Consider the following 19,681-nt stretch of genomic DNA (forward strand, 5'->3'; position numbering starts at 1 on the left):
CCTGGGTGACCGAGGAGACGACGACGGTGCGCGCCTATGCCGTGACGGTGGGCCGGACCCGTCCCGCCGTGCCGGTGGAGCCGGCCTCACTGGTCCGGGCGGCCGCACGGCCGCCGTACGACGCGGTCTCCCCCGAGGGGCTGGCCGCGGTCCGGCTCTGCGCCGGCCAGGCGCTCTCCGTGGCCGAGCTGGCGGCCCTCCTCCAGCTGCCGCTCCAGGTGGCCAAGGTGGTGGTCGCCGACCTGCTCGCCGGCGGATTCCTGATCCACGCCATGCCGGACCGCTCCGCCGACGGCAGCGACCCCTCGCTGCTGGAGGCCGTGCTGGACGGCCTGCGCAACCTCTGAGGAACCCGCCGAGGGCGGAAGCGGCGTCTACCGGTGCCGTCAGTCGTCGAAGTCCACCGACGAGCACACCACGGCGTAGGTGGAGTAGCTGCCGTGCCAGGAGTTCCAGTGCGTGCCGGCGGCGATCACACCGCCGCCGTTGCAGTCGTGCCGGTCGTTGCCACGGCCGTGGTGGTCGCGGCCGTTGTGGTCACCACGCCCGTAGTGGTCGCGGCCGTTGTGGTCGCGGTCGTTGTCACGGCCGTTGTAGTGACGGTCGTTGTCACGCGCCTTGCCGTCGTCGCTGTGCTCGCGACCCTGGTCCTTGTTGTCCTTGTGCTCGTGGCCCTGGTCCTTCTGGTCCTTCTGGCCCTTGTGCTCGCGGGCCTCGTCCTTGTGGCCCTTGTCCTTGTGCTCCTGGTCCTTGTGGCCCTTGTGCTCGCGGCTCTCGTCCTTGTGACCCTTGTCCTTGTTGTCCTTGTGCTCGTGGCCCTTGTCCTTGTTGTCCTTCTGGCCCTTGTCCTTGTGGCCCTTGTCCTTGTTGTCCTTGTGCTCGTGGCCCTTGTCCTTCTGGCCCTTGTCCTTGTGCTCCTGGTCCTTCTGGCCCTTGTGCTCGTGGCCCTTGTCCTTGTGGCCCTTGTGCTCGCGGCTCTGGTCCTTCTTGTCCTTCTGGTCCTTCTGGTCCTTCTGGTCCTTCTGGTCCTTCTGGTCCTTCTGGCCCTTGTCCTTGTGCTCCTGGTCCTTCTGGCCCTTGTGCTCGCGACCCTCGCCCTGGTCGCTCTTGTGCTCGCGGCCCTTGTCCTGGTCGTCCTTGTGCTCGCGACCCTGGTCCTCATGGCCCTGGTGGTCACGGCTGTATTCGTGGGTGTGGTTCTGCTCGTGCGGCGGGTTGTCCACCGCCGAGGCCGTGCCCGCTCCGAGCGCTGCGGTGAGGACGAAGGTGGCCAGGACGGTGGCGGTGACGCGGCGTACGCGCATCGGTTCCTCCAGATGGACAGACGAGAGAGCGACCGGTCGAAATACCGGCCGCGTCGGACGAATTCCACGGGCCGCAGCCTCATGGCCCTCCCGGTCCCGGTATTCACCCGTGCGCGCCGGTTCGTTGCGCCGCTCGACGTCGCCGCCTCGTCTCAGGCGGAGTCCGTCCCTCGCGCCCACTCGTCCGCCAGCAACGCGTACCCGACCCCGTCGACCCAGCCCAGTTCCCGGTGCAGGGATTCCCGTACCGTGTACTGCTCGCGGCGCATGCCCAGCCGCTCCATCAGCCGCCAGGAGGCCTCGTTGCCTGCGAAGGCGTTGGCGCACACCCGCCGCAGCTTCAGCTCCTCGAAGCACACCCGCAGCAGTGCCCGGCAGCCCTCGGTGGCGTATCCGCGGCCGCCGAAGGCCGGATCGAGCACCCACCCCAGCTCCGCCTGGACGCCGCGCGCCTGGTCGGTGACCTCCCGCTGCGCCCAGGAGTCCTCCACCCGCAGGTAGAAGTCGCCGACGATCCGGCCGTCGCGCTCCGCCACCAGCGTGGTGGCCAGCCGTTGCGGGGCCGCCAGCAGTTCCCGCCAGTCGTCGAGATTCCGCGGCAGGAACGTCAGCCAGTGGGAGACCTCCGGCAGCCTCCGGTAGCGCCACATGGCCTCCGCGTCCTGCGGGGTGACCCGGCGCAGGCTGAGCCGCTCGGTGGCGAGCGGCCAGGGCAGGACGTCCAACGGGTCCGTCCCGGTGGGCGGGGTCTCGAACGTCACGCCGCCCGGCCCTCCAGCGCGTCCAGGGAAGCGGTCAGCAGGCCGAGGTCCGGGTCCCCGAAGGCCTCGCGGAGCCCCTGGAACGCGGCGACCTTCTCCGCACCGAACCGGCGGACATGGGCGGCGTACTCGTCGGGCGTCAGCAGGGACGTGGGCCGCGACTTGCTGTGGAACTTGTCCGCGTACATCACCAGCTTCTCTTCCGCGGTCTCCGCGACGTAGTCCCCGGGCGGCAGCGGAAGGCCCTGTCGGACGATGTCCTCGCGGGTGACGCCGACCCCCGTGTGGTGCGAGCAGAACCGCCGCAGCGACTCCGGCAGCCCGGCCTTCACCAGCGCCTCGTGACCGAGGATCCCATGCCGGATGTAGTTCTTGTGGTCCAGCACTCCGTCGTCCGAGTAGAGCCGGTAGACGCCGATGTCGTGAAGCAGGCAACCCGCTCTGACCAGCTCGAAGTCCACATCGAGCCGCGATGATTCGATCACGTGCTCGGCGATCCGCCAGACGATTTCGCAGTGTGTGTAGACCGACCGGAACGCCTCGGGGGTGGGCGCCCACTCCTCGTGCAGGGCGCGGATCTCTTCGGGCGACGGGATGCTCATCCGGGGAGGCTAACAACCCGTCCCGGCGCCCTGCCATCCGGTTCGCCGCCCGGCTCGCCCTCTCCCTCGGCCGGACCGGAGAGACGGTCCTGGAGGCCCCCCAAATCAACATTGGGGAGAATCTGGGGAGAATCGGCGGGCGGTCTACTCCCCCAGCACTCCGTCGAGGACGGCGCGCTCCTTTCTCCCGACCTCAGGCATGCAGTGCACGTAGTAACCGAGAGTGATGGCTGGGGAGGAATGCCCCTCACCGTTCGACGCCTGCGGCAGGAGAACGTGGAACTGCGCCGAACAGTCGAGGTGTACGCCGAGATGATCCGGCAGCTGGCCGTCGAGAACCAAGCCCTGCGGCGCCCGGCTGCGAACGTCTGCCCGCTGCCCGCCAGACCGGTCAGCCGGACCTGACAACGTCGCTGGCCTGCAGCGATCTGCGGCTGGTAGCACGCGTCGGGTGTGAGACGGCTGCCAGCAACGCCGATGCTCACCGCCGCCGTGAGCCGTCCCGCCCTACCGGTCGGACCCACCGGGGAGCCCAGTGGGACGGCCTCCGAGCCGGCTCGCCCTTTTGGACGGAGGCCTGGTGCTGCTGCCTGCGCGACGGTGTACCGACCTGGCGGCCGATGCGGGTGGGCGGCAGTGGGGCCTTCGCCCGCCCGGTCGACGGGCGGGCGGGAGTCGCCGGGTTTAGCCGGCGTGGCGGGTGAGGCGAACCATTGCCCGGTAGAGGGCGCCGGGGGCGGGGGCATCGGGCAGCGGTGGGATCGGGGCGTCGGGGGTGGCGTAGGAGCGGATCATGTGGGCGACCAGTCGGCGCCAGGCGTCCGGGGCGGCGTCGCCGGCGGCGTTGAGGACGCCGGCGTTGGCCATGAGCAGGATCGGCATGTCCCGGTCGGTGAAGTCCTGGCGCAGGTGGCCGGTGGCCTTGGCCCGGTCGATGAGTTCGAGGAAGCCGTTGTACGCCTCGGCTCGACGGGCCTCCAACGCCTTGGCGGCGGGGAACGTCATGGTGAGGACGTCGGCGAAGCCGCGGTCGGCGGCCTGCATGGCGCAGACGGCGTGGATGTAGCCGGTGAAGCCGTGCCACGGGTCGGGGTCGGTGAGGGCTTCGCGGGTGGCGGCGGCGTAGGCGTCCATGCGGTCGGCAAAGACGGCACTGATGAGCTCGTCTCGGGTGGCGAAGCGGCGCGACAGGGTCGCTTTGCCGACGCCTGCCTCCCGCGCGACGGAGGCCATGGAGACGCCGAGTCCTTCTGCGGCGAACAGTCGCCGGGCGGCAGCCAGGATGCGGTCGCGGTTGCGTTCGGCGTCCGCACGCAGGTTTTCTCCGGGCTGCTGGTCCGGGTCGTCGCCGCGGGCTGCTGTTGAGGCTGTCATGCCTGCACTCTACCTAAGTGGAACAACCGGCCCACTTCTGTTGTTACGCTTGACAACGTGGAAACGGGAAGGCCGTTCCACTTAACTGAGGAGTGGTGTCATGCGTGCTGTCACACTGAACGAGGTTCCCGCAGAGCCGGCCCTGGCCGAGGTCGATACCCCCCGTCCCGCGGAGGGCGAGCTGCTGGTGAAGGTGGCGGCCTCGTCGGTGAACGGATTCGACCTGTCGGTACTCGGCGGCTTCCTGCAGGGCATGATGGAGCACCGGTTCCCGCTGGTCGTGGGCATGGACTTCGCCGGCACCGTCGAAGCGCTCGGTGAGGGCGTGGACGGCTACGCGGTCGGCGACAAGGTCTTCGGTGTCGCACTGAAGCCCCACCTCGGCAACGGCGCGATGGCCGAGTACGTCACCACGCCCGCCGCCTTCGGTGTCGCCCCGGTGCCCGGGGGCCTGTCGATGGAGGACGCGGGCGCGCTGGGCCTGGCCGGCACCGCCGCGTTGAACAGCCTGGACGCCGCCGCCGTCGGCGAGGGCGACACGGTTCTCGTCTCCGGCGCCACGGGCGGCGTGGGTGCCCTGGCCGTGCAGCTTGCCGCCGCGCGCGGCGCGAAGGTGATCGCCACCGCCCGCCCCGGCGCGGAGGCCGACTTCGTCACCGGCCTCACGGACGCCGACATCAGCACGGTCGACTTCACCGGTGACCTGGCTGCCCGGGTCCGGGCCCTGGCTCCCGGTGGCGTGGACGTGGTCCTGCACCTGGCCGGCGACGGCGTCGAGCTGGCGGGGCTGCTGAAGCCCGGCGGCCGGATCCCCTCCACGCTGGGCCTCACGCAGGACGCCGTCGATGGCATCGACGTCACCGTCCACCCGGTCATGGCTGCCCCGGACCCGAAGACACTGTCCGCACTCGCGGCCGAGGCCGCCTCCAACACGGTGCGGGTGCCGGTCACCGCGACCTACCCCTTGGACCAGGTCGGTGAGGCGTTCGCCGCCTTCCGCGCCGGGACGCTCGGCAAGATCGCTGTCTCGGTCGCCTGACTCACGAGCAAGGACCCTCAGGAATCCTCATGGAACTCGGCGTCTTCTCCCTAACCGACATCTACCCCGGCGGCGCGGACACCGCGGCGAGCCGGACCGCCGACATCATCGACTACGGCATCCTCGCCGAGCAGCACGGGTTGGACGTCTTCGGCATCGGTGAGCACCACACCCGGCAGTTCGCCGTCTCCTCCCCGGCCGTGGTCCATGCCGCGATCGCGCGCTCGACGAAGCGCATCATGCTGACCACGACCGCCACTGTGCTGAGCGTGCTGGACCCCGTGCGGGTCTTCCAGGACTTCGCGCAGCTCGACCTGGTCAGCCACGGGCGCGCGGAGATCATCGCTGGGCGCAGCGCGTTCGCCGAGCCGTTCGCCCTGTTCGGCGAGGACATCTCCTCGCTGGACGAGCTGTACGGGGAGAAGCTCGGCCTGCTCCTGCGGCTGCGTGACGAGGAGCGGGTGACCTGGCAGGGACGCTTCCGCCCGCCGCTGCGCGAGGCGGAGGCCAACCCCCGGCCGTCCGGGGATCTGCCGGTGTGGGTCGCGGTGGGCGGCACACCGAGCAGCGCGGCGCGTGCCGGCCGCCTCGGACTGCCGATGGCGCTCGGCATCATCGGCGGCAGCATCGACCACGCCAAGCGGCTCGTCGACGTCTACCGGACGGCCGGGCGCGAGGCCGGGCACCCGGACGAGAAGCTGACGGTCGGTGTGACCAGCCACTTCTACGTCGGTGACACGACGGAACAGGCGCTCGAGGAGTTCTACCCCTACTACCGCCGCTACCTGGCCCCGGAGACCAACAACGGCCGCGGCTGGCGCGTGAGGCGCCAGGAGATGGCCGCGCTGGCCGGACGCCGCGGCGCGCTGATGGTCGGTGACCCGGGGCACGTCATCGCGAAGATCCTCGACCTCAAGGCCGAACTCGGCATCGACCGGTTCCTCGGCCAGGTCGACCTCGGCGGCATGCCGGCACAAATGGTCGGCGATTCCATCCAGCGGTTCGGCGACGTGGTCGCCCCCTCCGTCCGCCACGCCCTCGCAGCGTGAACACGGACCACCCCGAGCCACACGTCCGAGTCCTGAAAAAGGAAGCATCGTGAACGTCACTGTCTTCGGCGCCACCGGCGCCATCGGCCAGCTGACCGTAGCCGAACTACTGGAACACGGTCACCGGGTCACCGCCTACGCCCGCAATCCGCAGAAGGTCCCCGCCGCGTGGGGCGACCGGGTGCGGGTCGTGATCGGCGAGATGTCCGACAAGGATGCCATCGACCAGGCCGTTACCGGGGCGGACCTCGTGGTCAGCGCGCTCGGGCCGAGCATGGACCGCAGGGCCACCGGCACTCCGCTCGTGGCCGGCACCGGCCTCGTCCTCGACGCGATGAAGCGCCACGGCGTGCGCCGCTACGTCGGCCACGCCACCCCGGCGATTCTTGACCCCCACGAGAAGCCGACCCCCGTCACCAGACTGATCGCGTTTATGCCCCGCACCTTCATGCCGCGCGCCTACGAGGAGATCACCGGCATGTGCGGCCAGATCATGAACTCGGGCCTGGACTGGACGATCGTGCGCTTCATCGCCCCGAACAACAAGCCGAAGCAGCCCCGGGTTCGGGTCGGTTTCTTCGGCACGGACAAGCCCGGGTTCCCCGTCAGCCGCGCCGACATCGCCGCGTTCACGGCCCAGCAGGTCGAGGACAGGACGTACATCGGCCGGGCCCCCGCCATCAGTAACTGAACCCCGTACCGCAAGAAGAGAGATCCTCATGACCACCGCGATCATCGGTGCCACCGGCCAGCTGGGCACCCTCACCGTCGACGCCCTCCTCGAGCGCGGCGTCCCCGCGGGCGACATCCTCGCCCTCGGCCGCGACGCCGGGCGTCTGGCCGCCTTCAGCGAGCGCGGGCTGCGCACCGCCGTCATCGACCTGGACGACGTCGAGGGCACTGCCAAGACGCTCGACGGCGTCGAGAAGCTGCTCCTGGTCTCCTTCGGCGACCTCGGCACGCGCATCTCGCAGCACGGAAACGCCATCGAGGCCGCCCGCAAGGCCGGCGTCGGCCACCTGATCTACACGTCCGGCCTGGAGGCGCCGACCACGATCCTGCAGCTCGCCGCCGACCACAAGGCGACCGAGGAGCTGGTGACCGCCTCCGGCATCCCGGCGACCTTCCTGCGCAACGGCTGGTACACCGAAAACCACCTCCAGGACTTCAAGACCGCCCGCGAGCACGGCGTCATCGCCAACAGCATCGGTGAGGGCCGGATCGCCACCGCCCCGCGCAAGAACTTCGCCGAGGCCGCCGCCGTGGTGCTCTCCACCCCGGGTCACGAGGGCAAGGCGTACGAGCTGTCCGGCGACACCGCCTGGAACTTCGAGGAGTTCGCCGCCACCGCAGCCGAAATCCTCGGCAAGCCGGTCGCTTACCAGGCGCTCACCTCCGAACAGGAGCGCGAGCAACTCCTCGGCTTCGGCCTCGACGAGGGCACCGCCAGTTTCATGGTGACCCTCAACGCAAACCTGCGCGACGGCGCCATGGCCCCCACCTCCGGCGACCTGGCCCGCCTCATCGGTCACCCGACCGAGCCACTGGCCGAGACCCTGCGCACCTGGGCCTGATCCGCAGCCACCGGGTCGGGTGGCCGTATCGCCACCCGCCCCCTCGCCACTCCGCTCGCCCCGAGTCGCTACCCCCAGCACCACCACGGCCCCATCACTAGCTGCCCCGTATCCACGGGCCGATCGACAACCCCTCCCATTTCCACTCTGGAGTTCCCTTGTTCATCGCCTACGTCGTCCTCGCGGTCCTGCTGTCCCTGATGCTGTTCGGCTCCGCCCGTGGCGACATCACCCGCGACCCGAAGGTCACCGAGCAACTCAAGGCAGTCGGCGTGCCCGACAGCTGGTTCGTGCCCCTCGGCCTCGTCAAAATCGCGGGCGCGCTGGGTCTGCTCGCCGGCATCCTCTACCGCCCGCTCGGCATAGCGGCGGCGATCGGTCTCGTCCTCTACTTCGTGGGCGCCGTGGTCACGCACCTCCGAGCGGGCGACAAGAAGGGCGTCGGTGCGCCGACCGCCATCATGCTCGCATCGGCAGCCCCGCTGGTGCTGGGCCTGGCGACGATCTAGAAGCCTTCCACCCAGCACTCCCGACGGTGCGGACAGCGGATGCATACGCTGTCCGCACTGAGGCGTCTTCCCAGACATGAAGGCATCCATGGCTTTCCCCTTCGCCTGAAGCGATGCCTTGCAGATCTCCAATTGAGCGGTTCGATCGGTGGACAGCGGACAGATTGGAACCCTGTCCATAGCCTCTGTTCGTACGCCAGATCACCCGGCAGGGCGACGTCCCGGGGCAGTTCATCACGTGCTACGGCGAGCATCGGCTGGGTAGGAGGTTCGAGAGGCACACCACAGCACTACGGCGAATGAGCCTCGGGCACACGCCAAAGACGCAGTTCGGCTGTTTGACCGATTCGGCACTCATTGTCAGTGTCGCGTGCCATCCTCTCCTCAGGTTTCAGGCACGTCGGGAGGAGGCTGGGTGGCGACGGGACGTCCTCGGAAGGATCCGCGTGATCCGGTGCTGATCATGCGCGAGGCCGGACTTGTCCCCCTGGAACCGTATCCGGGAAGCGATAGGCCGTGGCGCTGCCGTCATGAAACGTGCGGCAGGGAAGTAACACCACGGCTGAGCAACGTTGCCGGGGGCCGCCAGGGCGGCTGTCACTACTGTTCGGGAACCGCGCCCATCCCTCCGGAGGAGGCGGTGGCGTTGATGCGCGCTGCCGGCCTGGAACCGCTGGAGCCGTACCCCGGGACGACGCCCCCGTGGCGCTGCCGTCATGTGGCATGCGGCCGGGAGGTCACACCTCGCTACTCCCACATCAAGCGCGGCGGCGGAACGGGCCGATGGTGCGCCTCCAACGCGCCGGTCGACCCCCATCAAGCTGCCGTGCTCATGAACTCGGCGGGTCTGGAACCACTGGAGCCCTACCCCGGCACGGATATCCCCTGGCCGTGCCGCTGCACGACTTGCGGCACGGTCGGAACCCCCACTCATGGGTCCGTCAAGCGCGGACAAGGTGGCTGCCGCCCCTGTGGACGCAAGAAAGCCGGACAGGGCATCAGCCAGGCATGGGCTCGACGCCGTGAACTGCCCCGCACGGACGGCGACCGGGCCACGATCGAGGCGAAGGGCTTCGATCTGGAACCGCTGGAACCTTACCCAGGCCCCACCGAGCCGTGGCGCTGTCGCCACCTCGGATGCGGCCGAGATGTCCAGATCAAGTTGAGCAACCTCAAGCGCGGCCTGCGAGCCTGTCCGTACTGCGCCCCTGCCCCCGGCGGCCGGCGTCGGTGGCCGGCCGACGAGGCCGAGGCTCTCATGCGCGCCGCAGACCTCGAACCGCTCGAACCGTATCCCGGGCGTCGCGACACGGCTTGGCGGTGCCGCTGCAACGACTGTGGTCATGAGACGTCACCGAGGCTGGGCGGCATTCTCGCGGGCCAGGGAGGCTGTCGACGCTGCGCCGACGCCAGAGCGACAGCGCGCAGAAAGACTGCCCCCGCCGTGGCCATGGCTGTCATGCGCGCTGCTGGGCTGGAGCCGCTGGAGCCGTATGCCACCTCGACGACCGCGTGGCGGTGCCGCTGCACAACCTGCGGCAACGAGGTTTCGCCGACGCTCATAAAGGTCCGTTCGGGTGGAGGATGCAAGTTCTGCGCCACGCACGGCATCGACCTTGCAGTGCCGTCGAAGGTCTACGTGATCACTCATCGCGAGTGGGACGCCGTCAAGATCGGGATCGGAGCGTGTACCGGCTGCACCTCCCGCCTCGTCCAACACGAGCGCCAGGGTTGGCGGCTGTACCAAGCCCGTGAGTTCGCGACCGGAGCGGCCGCGTACGACGTCGAGCAAGCAGTGCTGGGCCGGCTCCGTGAAGCCGGGCTCGTTCCCTTCGTCACGAGCGACGTCATGCCGAACGGGTGGACCGAGACGTGCTCTGCCTCCCGCATCACGGCAGCCGAGGTCTGGGCCATGGTCGACGAAGAGACCCGGAGCATTGAGAAACCCTACGTACCTCGAGCGGGCGGCCGGCCCAGCGCCTCGGTCCTCATCGACGCGGAAGCCGCAGCCGCCGAGATGCGGGCGTGTGGGTACGAGCCACTCGTACCGTATCCCGGTCGCACCAACGCGACTTGGCCTTCGCGCTGCACGATCTGCGGACACGAAGGCCGTCCGACGTTCAACGCCGTCCGCAACGCGGGGCAGCGCTGCCGCGTCTGTCGAGTGAAGGAGACGCAGGCAAAGCGCTCTGCCAAGAACGCGCCGAAGGCGGCCCAGACCATGCGCGCCGCCGGACTCGAGCCGTTGGAGCCCTACCCTCGCAGCGCAACACCTTGGCGGTGCCGCTGCACGACGTGCGGCCGTGAAACCAGCCCCACCTACTCCAACGTCAACGCCGGTTCGAGGGGCTGCCGGTTCTGTGGCCGCAACTCGGCTACCGACGAGGAGGCGTCCGCCGAGGTACGAGCGGCCGGATTCGAACCGCTGGAGCCCTACCCAGGGAAGACCACCGACAGATGGCGCTGCCGCTGTAGATGCAGTATGGACCTCATCCTCACACTGACCAGCATCAGGAGAGGCCGCACCATGTGCGGCGCGTGCTCCAGCGGCGCGACTCTGTCGCCGTCGGTCGCCACAGGAAAAACCTCGGCAATGGTTGCAACCGTCCTGGGGCGTGACCAAACCTGAGCAGGAGCTCTCGCGTGAGCGAGTCTACGACCCCCGCCGCCGACGTGCCCGAGCCTTCCCCCGGCAACCGCAAGTGCAAGGCACCCGAGGGCTGCGAACGCGACCGAATCGGCCGGCTCGACTGGTGCAACAAGCACTACCAGCGGATCCGGCGCAACGGCGACCTAGTGCGCCGCAAGACCGGCCCGAAGACCACGAAGAACACCATGGCCCGCTGCACGCGGTGCAACCTGGCCTTTAAGGCAACTAGGCACAAGGTAGACGCCCAGGAGGCTGGCCGCCCGGTCTACTGCTCGAGGGACTGCCAGAAGGCCGCGAACCTGGTGACACTCCCGTGCGCGGCGTGCGGGAAAGATGTCGTCCGCCGGAAGGCCGACGTACGAGGTAACCGCGTCTTCTGCGACGCCGAATGCCGCGGCAAGGCGTCCAAGCCCAAGACCGGCATCGCCAAGCCGTGCGAGCACTGCGGGCACGACTACTACGTCAAGAAGGCGTTGATCAAGACCAGCCGGTATTGCTCGGTGGACTGCAAACAAGACGCCTCCGCCGTGGAGAAGGTCACTCGGAGCTGCGACCACTGCGGCACCTCGTACACCCGCTCGGCGTCGATGGCGGGCCGCTTCTGCTCCCGGCAGTGCGGCTACGACGCCAAGCTCGGCACGGGCGCCGGCTACATCAACGCCGACGGCTACCGCGTGATCTCCCAGGGCGGCGGTAAGCCGGCGAAGCCCGAACACCGCCTCAAGGTCGAGGAACTCCTCGGCCGCTCCCTGTTGTCCACCGAGACGGTGCACCACGTCAACGGCATCCGCCATGACAACCGCACTGACGGCCCCCTGGTGATGGATGAGCGCGGCCGCCTGCGGTCCGGAAACCTCGAACTGTGGTCGCATGCCCACCCTCGAGGCCAGGAGGTAGGTCCGAAGCTGGACTACGCTCGGGGCCTGCTCGCCATGTACGGCACTCCAGGGGAACGTCAGCAATACGCCGAGCACGCCCGGAACTTCACGGCTCTGCCCAGCGAAGAGGACACTGAGCCATTTCCATCTTGATCAGGCGGCGAGTTCAAGGGCGACCACGGCTCGGACAATGGCGGTGATCCGGGTGGTGCTGCAGCGGAGCTGCCGCAGGAGCCGCCAGTATTTGAGGGTGGCTATGGCACGTTCGCCGAGGCCGCGGATCTTGGCATGATCGCGGTTGTGAAGGCGGCGCCAGCCGCGCTGATTCTTGCCCCGGAAGGGGACGCGGACCGCAGGTCCTGCGCCCTGGTACGCCTTGTCGGCCCAGCATTTGACGGCATCGGCGGCGAGGGCGACGGGAATGCCGTGGGTCCGGGCCGCGGTCAGATCGTGCACGGCCCCGGGTAGCGCGTCCGAGGCCCAGATGAGACGGCCGGCTGGATCTGCGAGGACCTGCACGTTCATCTCGTGGTGCTTTTTCTTCCCCGAGTAGTACGGGCGGTCGGCGGCGATGCGGTCGATCGGCAGTACGGTGCCGTCGAGGATCACATACGCCTTCTTCCGAACGGTCTCCATAGCCTGTTCCGGCGTGGGCGCGAGGGCGGCCAAGAGGTCGACGGCCTCGCGTATGTAGCGGTAAGCCGTGGCGATCCCAATGCGGAAGCCTGCTGCGAGGCGCGCGTAGGTGTCGCCGCAGCGCAGGTGAGCGATGACGAGCAGGGCCTGTCGGCCGCAGGTCAGGCGACGCCAGCGGGAGCCGATGCGGCGGCGGTGACCTGCGAGAAGACCGGAGAGGTGGCGCAGGATGAGGCTGGACGGACGGTGGCGGACGGGTATGTGAGCAAGAGATAGCTCCTGGCGGACTGGTGATCTTGGTCGTGAACCCGTCTACCTGGAGCTTTTCTTCATCTACGCCGCTGGGACCGCACACTCAACCTTCCGTCAGGTCGAAACAGCTCAGTACGTCAGCCACTCCGTGTCGGGGATCAATGCCTCGATCATTTCGTGGCCTTGCATGGCCCAATGAGGCGCAAGGAACACTGGGCGACAGCGGGCGTGGTCTCCGTTCTGCTGGGAGCGCAGGACCAATCCCAGGCTGAGGAGATACGGCTCCCCGCGGGGCCCGAAGCGCAGGCCATCGACGTATTCGGGCAGCGTCGGATCGTCAAGTGTTGACGCGATCTGCTCGATCCAGGGTTCGAGTTCCGACGGCAGCCGACCAACCAGAGGGACACCATCGAGACTGACCTGCGGGCCCCGGCAGGCGTCGACAGCTACTGCAGCAAGGGTCTGAGTCTCCTGGTCGTAGTAGGTGTCGATACCAACCTCGTCGAAGGGAAACCAGCGCGCGTACCTCTTGGTGTCCCATGCCGTGATCGGCTTGCCCAGAGCGGCTGAGACTTTCTCCTTGCTCTGACCGAACCGTATGGGTCCCACGGACTGCAACGGAGCCCATGCCCATGCGGGACGCTCCTCGTCCCGGACGAACCTTTCCGCCCACCAGCCCAACGAATCCACCCCTGATCGAAACGTCCGTGCAGAAGGCATTCTCGCAATGTGCTGCGAGCGGCTCCAAGCGCCTGGCCCTGGGCGGCGTACGGATCGGAAGCGCGGGCAGCGGCCGCTTCGCCCTCACCTCGATGGGCGCCACGGCACCATCACGATCACCCCTGGCATCCTCGTCCTTCGCCACGCCTCAGCGTGAGGATGAAAAAGGCTCACTGACTCCTGAACGCTGTCAGGCCTGTTGGGGGCCCGCTGTGGGAGACATCGAGCTGCTAACGGCCCTCACCCAGCTGTCCAAATCGGTCCACTACGCCGAGTCTCAACTGCCCGACCGGATCACCCCCTGCGGCGAAGCTTCTACCGGGGGCGCACCATGTCACCGGGATAACCGTAATCGCCTGACACCTCGCCGGATTCAGGAACGTATGTGAATCCGCGCTTAAGCCACACTCTGTACAGTTCCCGGTCCCACGCAGACAAGATGATCTCTTGAGATTCTTGTGGTCCAGCACTCCGTCGTCCGAGTAGAGCCGGTAGACGCCGATGTCGTGAGGCAGGCAACCCGCTCTGACCAGCTCGAAGTCCACGTCGAGCCGCTATGATTCGATCAAGTGCTCGGCGATCCGCCACACGATCTCGCAATGGGTGTGGACCGACCGGAACGCCTCGGGGGTGGGCGCCCACTCCTCGTGCAGGGCGCGGATCTCTTCGGGCGACGGAATGCTCATCCGGGGAGGCTAACAACCCGTCCCGGCGCCCTGCCATCCGGTTCGCCGCCCGGCTCGACCCCCTCTCCCCGCGGGCCGGAAGAAGGGGTCCTGGAGGCCCCGGAATCAACCCTGGGGTGAATCTGGGGAGAATCGGCGGGAGCGCGTGAAAGCCGCCCTTCCGCGCCGCCGTCCACTGCCGGGTGTAGGTGTTCCACGCGCTCGCCGCGAGAGCGTTTCCGTACCGCGTCGTGAGCAGGAGCGAGACCTTCTTCCTCTGCCCGCCCGCATCGGGCCTCCCCCACGGCAGCTCAACCTCCATCGGCGGGAACTCCGCGATGTGCCGCTTGAGCTCTTCGGCCACCGTCCGAGGCAGGTAGCACCTCCGACAAGCCGGAGGGCCGCCACCGCCGTGCTCACGTCGCAGCGCTGAGACGGCGAGTTCCGGCGGCACCAAGGAGTCGGTACGGACCGGCGCAGCGGACCACGGCCGCAGGCCCCCGCTGCGCATCGCCGCTCCACCGCACGGCCCGGCATCCTCCGATGTCGGGCCGACGTCCCCTCCGCGGCGCTCCCCGACGGGCTCGCTACAGGGGCCTCGCTACAGGGGCCTCACCCTGCCGTGGTGATCGGTGCTCCGGGCCCCAGCGGCAGGTCCAGGCCGTAGAAGAGGGCCAGGACGGCCAGCCAGGCCACCAGGAAGGGGACCACGAAAACGGCCAGCCGGGACAGAACGGTGCCGAGTTTGGCGTCCGGCTCGTAGCGCCGCAGGATCGTCAGCATCAGGAACACATACGGATTGAGCGGGGTGATCATCTGGGTCGCCGAGTCGCCGATACGGAAGGCGGCCTGCGTCACCGCCGGTTCCATCCCGAGCAGGAGGAAGGCCGGCACGAACACCGGTGCCACGAGAGACCACAGTGCGGATCCGGAGGTGACGAACAGGTTCAGCACGCAGACCAGCAGCACGAACACCACCAGTCCCCAGAAGCCGGTCAGCCCGGCCGACTCCAGCAGGGAGGCGCCCTCCACCGCGAGCAGGGTGCCCACGTTCGACCAGGTGAAGACTCCGATGACCTGGGCGATCACCAGGATGAGGACGATGTAGGCCGACATACCGGTGATCGACTCGGCCATCATGCGCGGGACGTCGTCCGCCCGTCGCACGGCGCCCACGACGCGCCCGTACACCACTCCGGCCAGCAGGAAGGCGACGAACAGCAGGGGTACGACGCCGTCCAGCACGGGCGACGGCACCAGTGCGCCGCCCTCACCGCGCAGCGGCGAGCCGGGCAGCAGCCAGAAGCCGACCACCACGGCCGCGTACGCCAGCACGACGGCGCCGGCCCACCGCAGACCGCGTCGCTCGGTGGCGGTGACCTCGAGCGTTGCGCGGTAGCCGCCGTCCGCCGTCGGCCCCGTGTCCTGCGACGACTTCGTGCCGTCCTCGTCCGCGGACTCCGGCGTCGTGCTCTCCACCGGCGCGGGCATGCGCGGCTCCAGGACACGGGAGATCAGGAATCCGCCGATCAGGGCCAGCACCACGCTCGCGGAGGCCGTGAAGAAGTAGTTCACGAGGATGTGCGTGGGCGCGTCCTCGCCGCCCGGCAGCACCTGCGCGGCCTTCTCGGTGATGCCCACGTACAGGGCGTCCAGGGCGCCCACCGTGAATCCCGCCGCGTAGCCCGCGCAGACGCAGGCGAAGCCGCCGATCAGACCGGCTATGGGGTTGCGTCCGCAGCCCTTGAAGACCAGCGCCGCGAGCGGCGGGATGATGAGGATGGCGACGTCGCTCATCATGTGCCCCTGGGCCGCCACGAAGGCGACCAGGTACGGAACCAGGGCGCGGGGCGCCCTGCCGATCGAGATCCGGACCGTGGACTCCAGCAGGCCGGTCTGCTCCGCCACACCGACCGCGGCCATCATCAGCAGGACGGTGCCCAGGGACGGGAAGCCCGTGAAGTTGGGGATGAAGTTCTCCAGCAGCCACCGCACCCCTTCACCGGTGAAGAGCCCCCGCACCTCCAGGGTGTCGGAGGTTCCGGGCACGGTGACGGTGGCGCCCGCCCAGTGCAGAAGGGTGGAGACGACACCGAGCAGCAGGAGGAGGAAGACGAAGAGCAGCACCGGGTGCGGGAGCTTGTTGCCCGCCCGCTCGATGCCGCCGAGGACGCGGTCGAGGAGCGGTCCGGCCGGGCCGTCGGCCGTCCGCCGTTCCTTCGTGAGCAGGTCTCTGCCGGTCATCGGCCGCCTCCCGACTGGTCGAGGGTGTCCTTGCGGACGGCGCCGCGCTGGGCGACGAGCACCACGTGCCCGGGATCGGCGAGGACGCCGATGTCGGCGAGCGGATCACCGTCGCACAGGACGAGGTCGGCGTGGAGGCCCTGCCTCAGCGTGCCGGTCTCGGCCTCCAGGCCCAGCAGTTCCGCCGCGGTGCGGGTGCCGGCGACGATCGCGTCCATCGGCGTCATGCCGAGCGACACCAGGTGGGACAGTTCCCGCAGGTTGCGTCCGTGCGGGACCATCGCGGCGTCGGTGCCCATCGCGATGCGCACGCCCTCCGCGATCGCCGCGGAGATGTTCTCGCGGGTGATCTCGGACCAGCGGAGCTTCTTCTCGTAGTGGAACGGCTCCATCGTCGACTTGTCGATTCCGTCGAACACCGTGGACAGCGTGGGGACCAGGAAGACGCCGTTCGCGCCTGCGAGGTCGCGGGCCTCGGCGGTCATGCCGTAGCCGTGTTCCACGCTGGTGACCCCGCCGCGGATGGCGTTGAGGATGCCGGCGGTGCCCTGCGCGTGTGCGGCGACGGGACGGCCGCCGTGACGGTCCGCCTCCTCCACGACGGCCCGGATCTCCTCCACGGTGAGGCCCTCGTCGTCGGGCTGGTCGTACGGGCTGGACATGCCTCCGGTCGCACAGAGCTTGATCACGTCGGCGCCCGCCCGCAGCAGCCGGCGTACCGCCACCCGCACCTCCTGCGGCGAGTCCGCGAGTTCGCCCACGCCGGAGCTGGGGTCGAAACCGCAGTCGGTGTGGAAATCGGCGTGGCCGCCGGTGTGGCTGAGGATCCGGACGGCGGTGTGCAGGCGCGGCCCGGCGGTGAGCCCGCGGGCCACCGCGTCGCGGAACCCCGCCGCGAGCCCGCCGAGGTCGCGGGCGGTCGTCACCCCGGCGTTGAGCGTGGCCCGCATCCGGGCCGCCGTGTCGAACACCGACACCGTCGGGTCGTCCGCGTAGCGGCGCACCATCTGTCGCGCGGACTCCACCCCGAGATGGACGTGGGCGTCGACGAACCCCGGGAGCAGCGTGCGCCCGGCCGCGTCGATCACCCTGGCCCGGGCGGGGCCCTCGGGCGCTCCGGCGGCCGGCCCGGCGTAGACGATCAGGCCGTCGTCGTCGACGTCGAGCACGGCGTTCTCGACGGGTGCGGCGCCGGTGCCGTCGATCAGTCGCGCTCCGGTGATACGGAGGGAGGAGGCTGTGGGCAACGGTGCGGGAGAGAGACAAGGTGCGGTCATAGCCGGACACCCTCAAGATCCCGGGTTACGAACCGGTAAAATCGCCGGAATCATTCAGACCACATGTGTCTGCGCAGGATTCGGAGCGCCCATGAGAACGCAGCAAACGGTCCGCCCCGACGATCTCGACCTCGCCATCGTGCACGCGCTGCAGATCCGGCCGAGGGTGCCCTGGACGAGGCTCGGCGAGGTCCTCGGCGTCGATCCGGTCACGGCCGCCCGCCGCTGGGCCCGGTTGGTGGACGCGGGAGTCGCCTGGGTCGACGGCTACCTCTCCCCCGGTCACGACGACGGCGTCTACGCCCATCTGGAGATCGACATGGGCGGCACACCGCGCGAGGACACGCTGCGTCTGCTCGCACACGACCGGCACATCCTCAGCCTCAAGCAGACCACCGGCGGGCGCGACCTGCTCGCCATCGTCGGCGCGAGCGACCTGCACGCCCTCTCGCAGCTCGCGGGGGAACGCATCGCCCGTCTGCCCGGGATCCGGGCCACCCGCGTCCACGTCATCACGGCGGCACCGTTCGAGGGCGCCGAGTGGCGGCTCGACGTCCTGGACCGCGCCCAGCGTGACGCTCTGGCGCTCCCGCACGAGGAGGCCCCGGACGCTCCCCTGGGCCCGCTGGACCGACGCATCGCGCTCGCCCTGGGCACCGACGGCCGGATGCCGCTGGAGGCCCTCGCGCGCGCGGCGGACACCAGTGTCTCCACCGCACGCCGCAGGCTCCGGGTCCTCACCGGCAACCGGCGCCTGTCGCTGCGCTGCGCCCTCGCCCGGCCGCTCACCGGCTACCCCGTGTCGGTCGTCTTCTTCGTCTCCGTTCCCGCCCGCCACCTCGACGACACGGTCGCCGCGCTCCGTACCCTGCCCGAGCTGCGCATGTGCAGCATCACCTCAGGCCCCGCGAACCTGGTGCTCGACCTCTGGGTGCGCGCGTTGTCGGACGTGCACATGCTGGAGGCGCACCTGGAGAACCGGCTGTCCCGTCAGGAACTGCGCGTCGTAGAGCGTGCCGTCGTCCTGCGCACGGTCAAGCACGTCGGCCGCGTTCTCGACCACCAGGGCCGGAGCGCCGCCGTGGCTCCGCTCAACTACTGGGACGCGCAGGCGGGTTGACGTCGCGGGACGACGCCCCGGCCTGATCGCGCTCGCACAGGAACGCCGTCGCCGAACACGCCGCCACCCGCGGCATCGACCTCCCCGTCGTCCACCGCACCCCCGGCAGCCACGCCTTCACCGTCCAGCCCCGCCGCTGGGTCGTCGAACGCCCCCTCGGCCGGCTCACGCGCCAGGCCGGCTGAGCGGAGGCGGCACGCGGCACGCGGCACGCGGCACGCGGCACGCGGCACGCGGCACCACCTTCGCACGAGCTACCTCGACCGGGTCCCGTCCTGGGCGGACACCGCGTCGGAGGCGAGGAGCAGGTTGAGGGCGCTGTCCGGGCGCGTCGACAACTCGTCCCAGGCACCCTCCTCGACGACGCGTCCGCCCGCGAGGACGGCGATGCGGTCGGCCCTGCGGATGGTGGCCGCGCGGTGCGCGATGACGACCGTGGTGCGGTTCTCCGTGCGGAGGGCGGCGGCGAGAGCGGCGTCACCCGCGTTGTCCAGGTGTGCGGTGGACTCGTCCAGGACCAGGATCCTCGGCCGGGCCAGCAGCGCCCGCGCCAGGGCGATGCGGGCGCGCTGTCCTCCGGAGAGCGTGGCGCCCCGCTCACCGACCAGGGTGTCGAGCGGGGCGATCCGGTCGACACCGCACAGCCGCGCCGTCCGCCGGAGCAGGCCGTCGTCCGCGTCGGGCGCCGCGAGCCGCAGGTTCTCGGCGAGTGTGCCGTGGAACAGCGGCGCCTCCTGCCCCACGAGGGCGACCGCCTGGCGCAGTTCGGGATCGCTCACGTCGCGGAGGTCGACGGGGTCACCGTCGGCCGGTGTCAACTGGACCGTCCCCCGGGACGGGTCCCAGAAGCGGGCCAGCAGATGGGCGCAGGTCGACTTGCCGGCTCCCGAGGCGCCGACCAGGGCGAGGGTCTGTCCGGGCGGGACGGTCAGATCCAGGCCGTCCAGTACGGGCCCCGCGCCGTAGTCGAAGCTCACGTCGCGCATCCGTATCCCCAGCGGGCCGGACGGCAGCGGGCGAGGGGCCG

General features: G+C 69.6%; 19 protein-coding genes and 1 pseudogene. 10 read left to right on the forward strand and 10 right to left on the reverse strand.

Going from position 1 to position 19,681, the window contains the following annotated elements:
* Nucleotides 1–347, forward strand: a 347-nt coding sequence (locus tag HW445_RS04055; protein WP_180219651.1) for a DUF742 domain-containing protein, incomplete at its 5' end; no start/stop codon positions are given.
* Nucleotides 348–386: 39 nt separating this feature from the next.
* Here HW445_RS04055 and HW445_RS04060 read toward each other — a convergent pair.
* The 3 genes from HW445_RS04060 to HW445_RS04070 all read right to left on the reverse strand — a co-directional run bounded on the left by HW445_RS04060 (nt 387) and on the right by HW445_RS04070 (nt 2,667).
* Complete coding sequence (locus HW445_RS04060) at nt 387–1,304, reverse strand: hypothetical protein (protein ID WP_180219652.1); 918 nt, start codon at nt 1,302–1,304, stop codon at nt 387–389.
* Between the two features lie 152 nt (nt 1,305–1,456).
* Nucleotides 1,457–2,065, reverse strand: coding sequence for a GNAT family N-acetyltransferase (locus tag HW445_RS04065; RefSeq protein WP_218956543.1), 609 nt, complete (start codon nt 2,063–2,065; stop codon nt 1,457–1,459).
* The gene (locus tag HW445_RS04070; RefSeq protein WP_180219653.1) at nt 2,062–2,667 is read right to left on the reverse strand and encodes an HDIG domain-containing metalloprotein; all 606 of its coding nucleotides are present in this window, start codon (nt 2,665–2,667) and stop codon (nt 2,062–2,064) included. Before HW445_RS04070 ends, HW445_RS04065 begins: the two co-directional genes overlap by 4 nt.
* 240 nt (nt 2,668–2,907) lie before the next feature.
* On the opposite strand from HW445_RS04070, the gene HW445_RS04075 reads away from it, so the two are divergent.
* Nucleotides 2,908–3,072: a hypothetical protein gene (locus HW445_RS04075; RefSeq protein WP_180219654.1), complete on the forward strand. Its 165-nt coding sequence runs from the start codon at nt 2,908–2,910 to the stop codon at nt 3,070–3,072.
* A 279-nt stretch (nt 3,073–3,351) separates the two neighbouring features.
* Here HW445_RS04075 and HW445_RS04080 read toward each other — a convergent pair whose 3' ends face one another.
* Nucleotides 3,352–4,041 (reverse strand): TetR/AcrR family transcriptional regulator, encoded by a 690-nt coding sequence (locus HW445_RS04080; RefSeq protein ID WP_180219655.1) that lies wholly within the window; start codon nt 4,039–4,041, stop codon nt 3,352–3,354.
* A 100-nt stretch (nt 4,042–4,141) separates the two neighbouring features.
* On the opposite strand from HW445_RS04080, the gene HW445_RS04085 reads away from it, so the two are divergent.
* The 7 genes from HW445_RS04085 (at nt 4,142) to HW445_RS04115 (ending at nt 11,893) form a co-directional block, all read left to right on the forward strand.
* Entirely contained in the window at nt 4,142–5,080 is a 939-nt protein-coding gene (locus HW445_RS04085; protein WP_180219656.1) for an NADP-dependent oxidoreductase, read from the forward strand.
* A gap of 29 nt (nt 5,081–5,109) precedes the next feature.
* Complete coding sequence (locus tag HW445_RS04090) at nt 5,110–6,129, forward strand: LLM class flavin-dependent oxidoreductase (protein ID WP_180219657.1); 1,020 nt, start codon at nt 5,110–5,112, stop codon at nt 6,127–6,129.
* Nucleotides 6,130–6,178: 49 nt separating this feature from the next.
* The gene (locus HW445_RS04095) at nt 6,179–6,820 is read left to right on the forward strand and encodes an NAD(P)-dependent oxidoreductase (protein ID WP_180219658.1); all 642 of its coding nucleotides are present in this window, start codon (nt 6,179–6,181) and stop codon (nt 6,818–6,820) included.
* A 28-nt stretch (nt 6,821–6,848) separates the two neighbouring features.
* Nucleotides 6,849–7,703, forward strand: a complete 855-nt coding sequence (locus tag HW445_RS04100) for an SDR family oxidoreductase (RefSeq protein WP_180219659.1) — start codon at nt 6,849–6,851, stop codon at nt 7,701–7,703.
* Nucleotides 7,704–7,861: 158 nt separating this feature from the next.
* Nucleotides 7,862–8,212: a DoxX family protein gene (locus HW445_RS04105; protein ID WP_180219660.1), complete on the forward strand. Its 351-nt coding sequence runs from the start codon at nt 7,862–7,864 to the stop codon at nt 8,210–8,212.
* Nucleotides 8,213–9,656: 1,444 nt separating this feature from the next.
* Nucleotides 9,657–10,841 carry a hypothetical protein gene (locus HW445_RS04110; protein ID WP_180219661.1) on the forward strand — a complete coding sequence of 395 codons (1,185 nt, stop codon included), beginning with the start codon at nt 9,657–9,659 and terminating at the stop codon, nt 10,839–10,841.
* A 14-nt stretch (nt 10,842–10,855) separates the two neighbouring features.
* Nucleotides 10,856–11,893: a hypothetical protein gene (locus HW445_RS04115; protein ID WP_180219662.1), complete on the forward strand. Its 1,038-nt coding sequence runs from the start codon at nt 10,856–10,858 to the stop codon at nt 11,891–11,893.
* Here the strand turns inward: HW445_RS04115 and HW445_RS04120 are convergent.
* From HW445_RS04120 to HW445_RS04140, 5 genes and pseudogenes are all read right to left on the reverse strand, one after another.
* Nucleotides 11,894–12,645, reverse strand: a pseudogene (locus HW445_RS04120) (transposase family protein).
* 112 nt (nt 12,646–12,757) lie between these two features.
* Nucleotides 12,758–13,237 (reverse strand): hypothetical protein, encoded by a 480-nt coding sequence (locus HW445_RS04125; protein WP_180219663.1) that lies wholly within the window; start codon nt 13,235–13,237, stop codon nt 12,758–12,760.
* A 665-nt stretch (nt 13,238–13,902) separates the two neighbouring features.
* Nucleotides 13,903–14,034: a hypothetical protein gene (locus tag HW445_RS34075; protein ID WP_306673270.1), complete on the reverse strand. Its 132-nt coding sequence runs from the start codon at nt 14,032–14,034 to the stop codon at nt 13,903–13,905.
* 591 nt (nt 14,035–14,625) lie between these two features.
* Complete coding sequence (locus HW445_RS04135; protein WP_180219664.1) at nt 14,626–16,257, reverse strand: AbgT family transporter; 1,632 nt, start codon at nt 16,255–16,257, stop codon at nt 14,626–14,628.
* Entirely contained in the window at nt 16,254–17,504 is a 1,251-nt protein-coding gene (locus tag HW445_RS04140; RefSeq protein ID WP_257230829.1) for an amidohydrolase family protein, read from the reverse strand. The genes HW445_RS04135 and HW445_RS04140 overlap by 4 nt, the downstream gene beginning before the upstream one ends.
* Nucleotides 17,505–17,625: 121 nt before the next feature.
* On the opposite strand from HW445_RS04140, the gene HW445_RS04145 reads away from it, so the two are divergent.
* A complete protein-coding gene (locus tag HW445_RS04145; protein ID WP_180219666.1) occupies nt 17,626–18,654 on the forward strand; it encodes an Lrp/AsnC family transcriptional regulator in 1,029 nt (342 codons plus the stop codon).
* Nucleotides 18,655–18,908: 254 nt separating this feature from the next.
* Here the strand turns inward: HW445_RS04145 and HW445_RS04150 are convergent.
* Nucleotides 18,909–19,681 (reverse strand): ABC transporter ATP-binding protein (locus HW445_RS04150; RefSeq protein WP_180219667.1); only part of this gene is annotated, 773 nt, incomplete at its 5' end.

The sequence above is a fragment of the Streptomyces sp. UH6 genome, assembly GCF_013421635.1.
GTDB classification, from domain to species: Bacteria; Actinomycetota; Actinomycetes; order Streptomycetales; family Streptomycetaceae; genus Streptomyces; species Streptomyces abyssomicinicus.

What these genes read in the sequence shown, in the direction of transcription:
- HW445_RS04080 (WP_180219655.1), bottom strand. Translation starts at nt 4,041, where the DNA reads ATGACAGCCTCAACAGCAGCCCGCGGCGACGACCCGGACCAGCAGCCC.
- HW445_RS04135 (WP_180219664.1), bottom strand. Translation starts at nt 16,257, where the DNA reads ATGACCGGCAGAGACCTGCTCACGAAGGAACGGCGGACGGCCGACGGC.
- HW445_RS04085 (WP_180219656.1), top strand. Translation starts at nt 4,142, where the DNA reads ATGCGTGCTGTCACACTGAACGAGGTTCCCGCAGAGCCGGCCCTGGCC.
- HW445_RS04090 (WP_180219657.1), top strand. Translation starts at nt 5,110, where the DNA reads ATGGAACTCGGCGTCTTCTCCCTAACCGACATCTACCCCGGCGGCGCG.
- HW445_RS04075 (WP_180219654.1), top strand. Translation starts at nt 2,908, where the DNA reads ATGCCCCTCACCGTTCGACGCCTGCGGCAGGAGAACGTGGAACTGCGC.
- HW445_RS04100 (WP_180219659.1), top strand. Translation starts at nt 6,849, where the DNA reads ATGACCACCGCGATCATCGGTGCCACCGGCCAGCTGGGCACCCTCACC.
- HW445_RS04145 (WP_180219666.1), top strand. Translation starts at nt 17,626, where the DNA reads ATGAGAACGCAGCAAACGGTCCGCCCCGACGATCTCGACCTCGCCATC.
- HW445_RS04060 (WP_180219652.1), bottom strand. Translation starts at nt 1,304, where the DNA reads ATGCGCGTACGCCGCGTCACCGCCACCGTCCTGGCCACCTTCGTCCTC.
- HW445_RS04070 (WP_180219653.1), bottom strand. Translation starts at nt 2,667, where the DNA reads ATGAGCATCCCGTCGCCCGAAGAGATCCGCGCCCTGCACGAGGAGTGG.
- HW445_RS34075 (WP_306673270.1), bottom strand. Translation starts at nt 14,034, where the DNA reads ATGAGCATTCCGTCGCCCGAAGAGATCCGCGCCCTGCACGAGGAGTGG.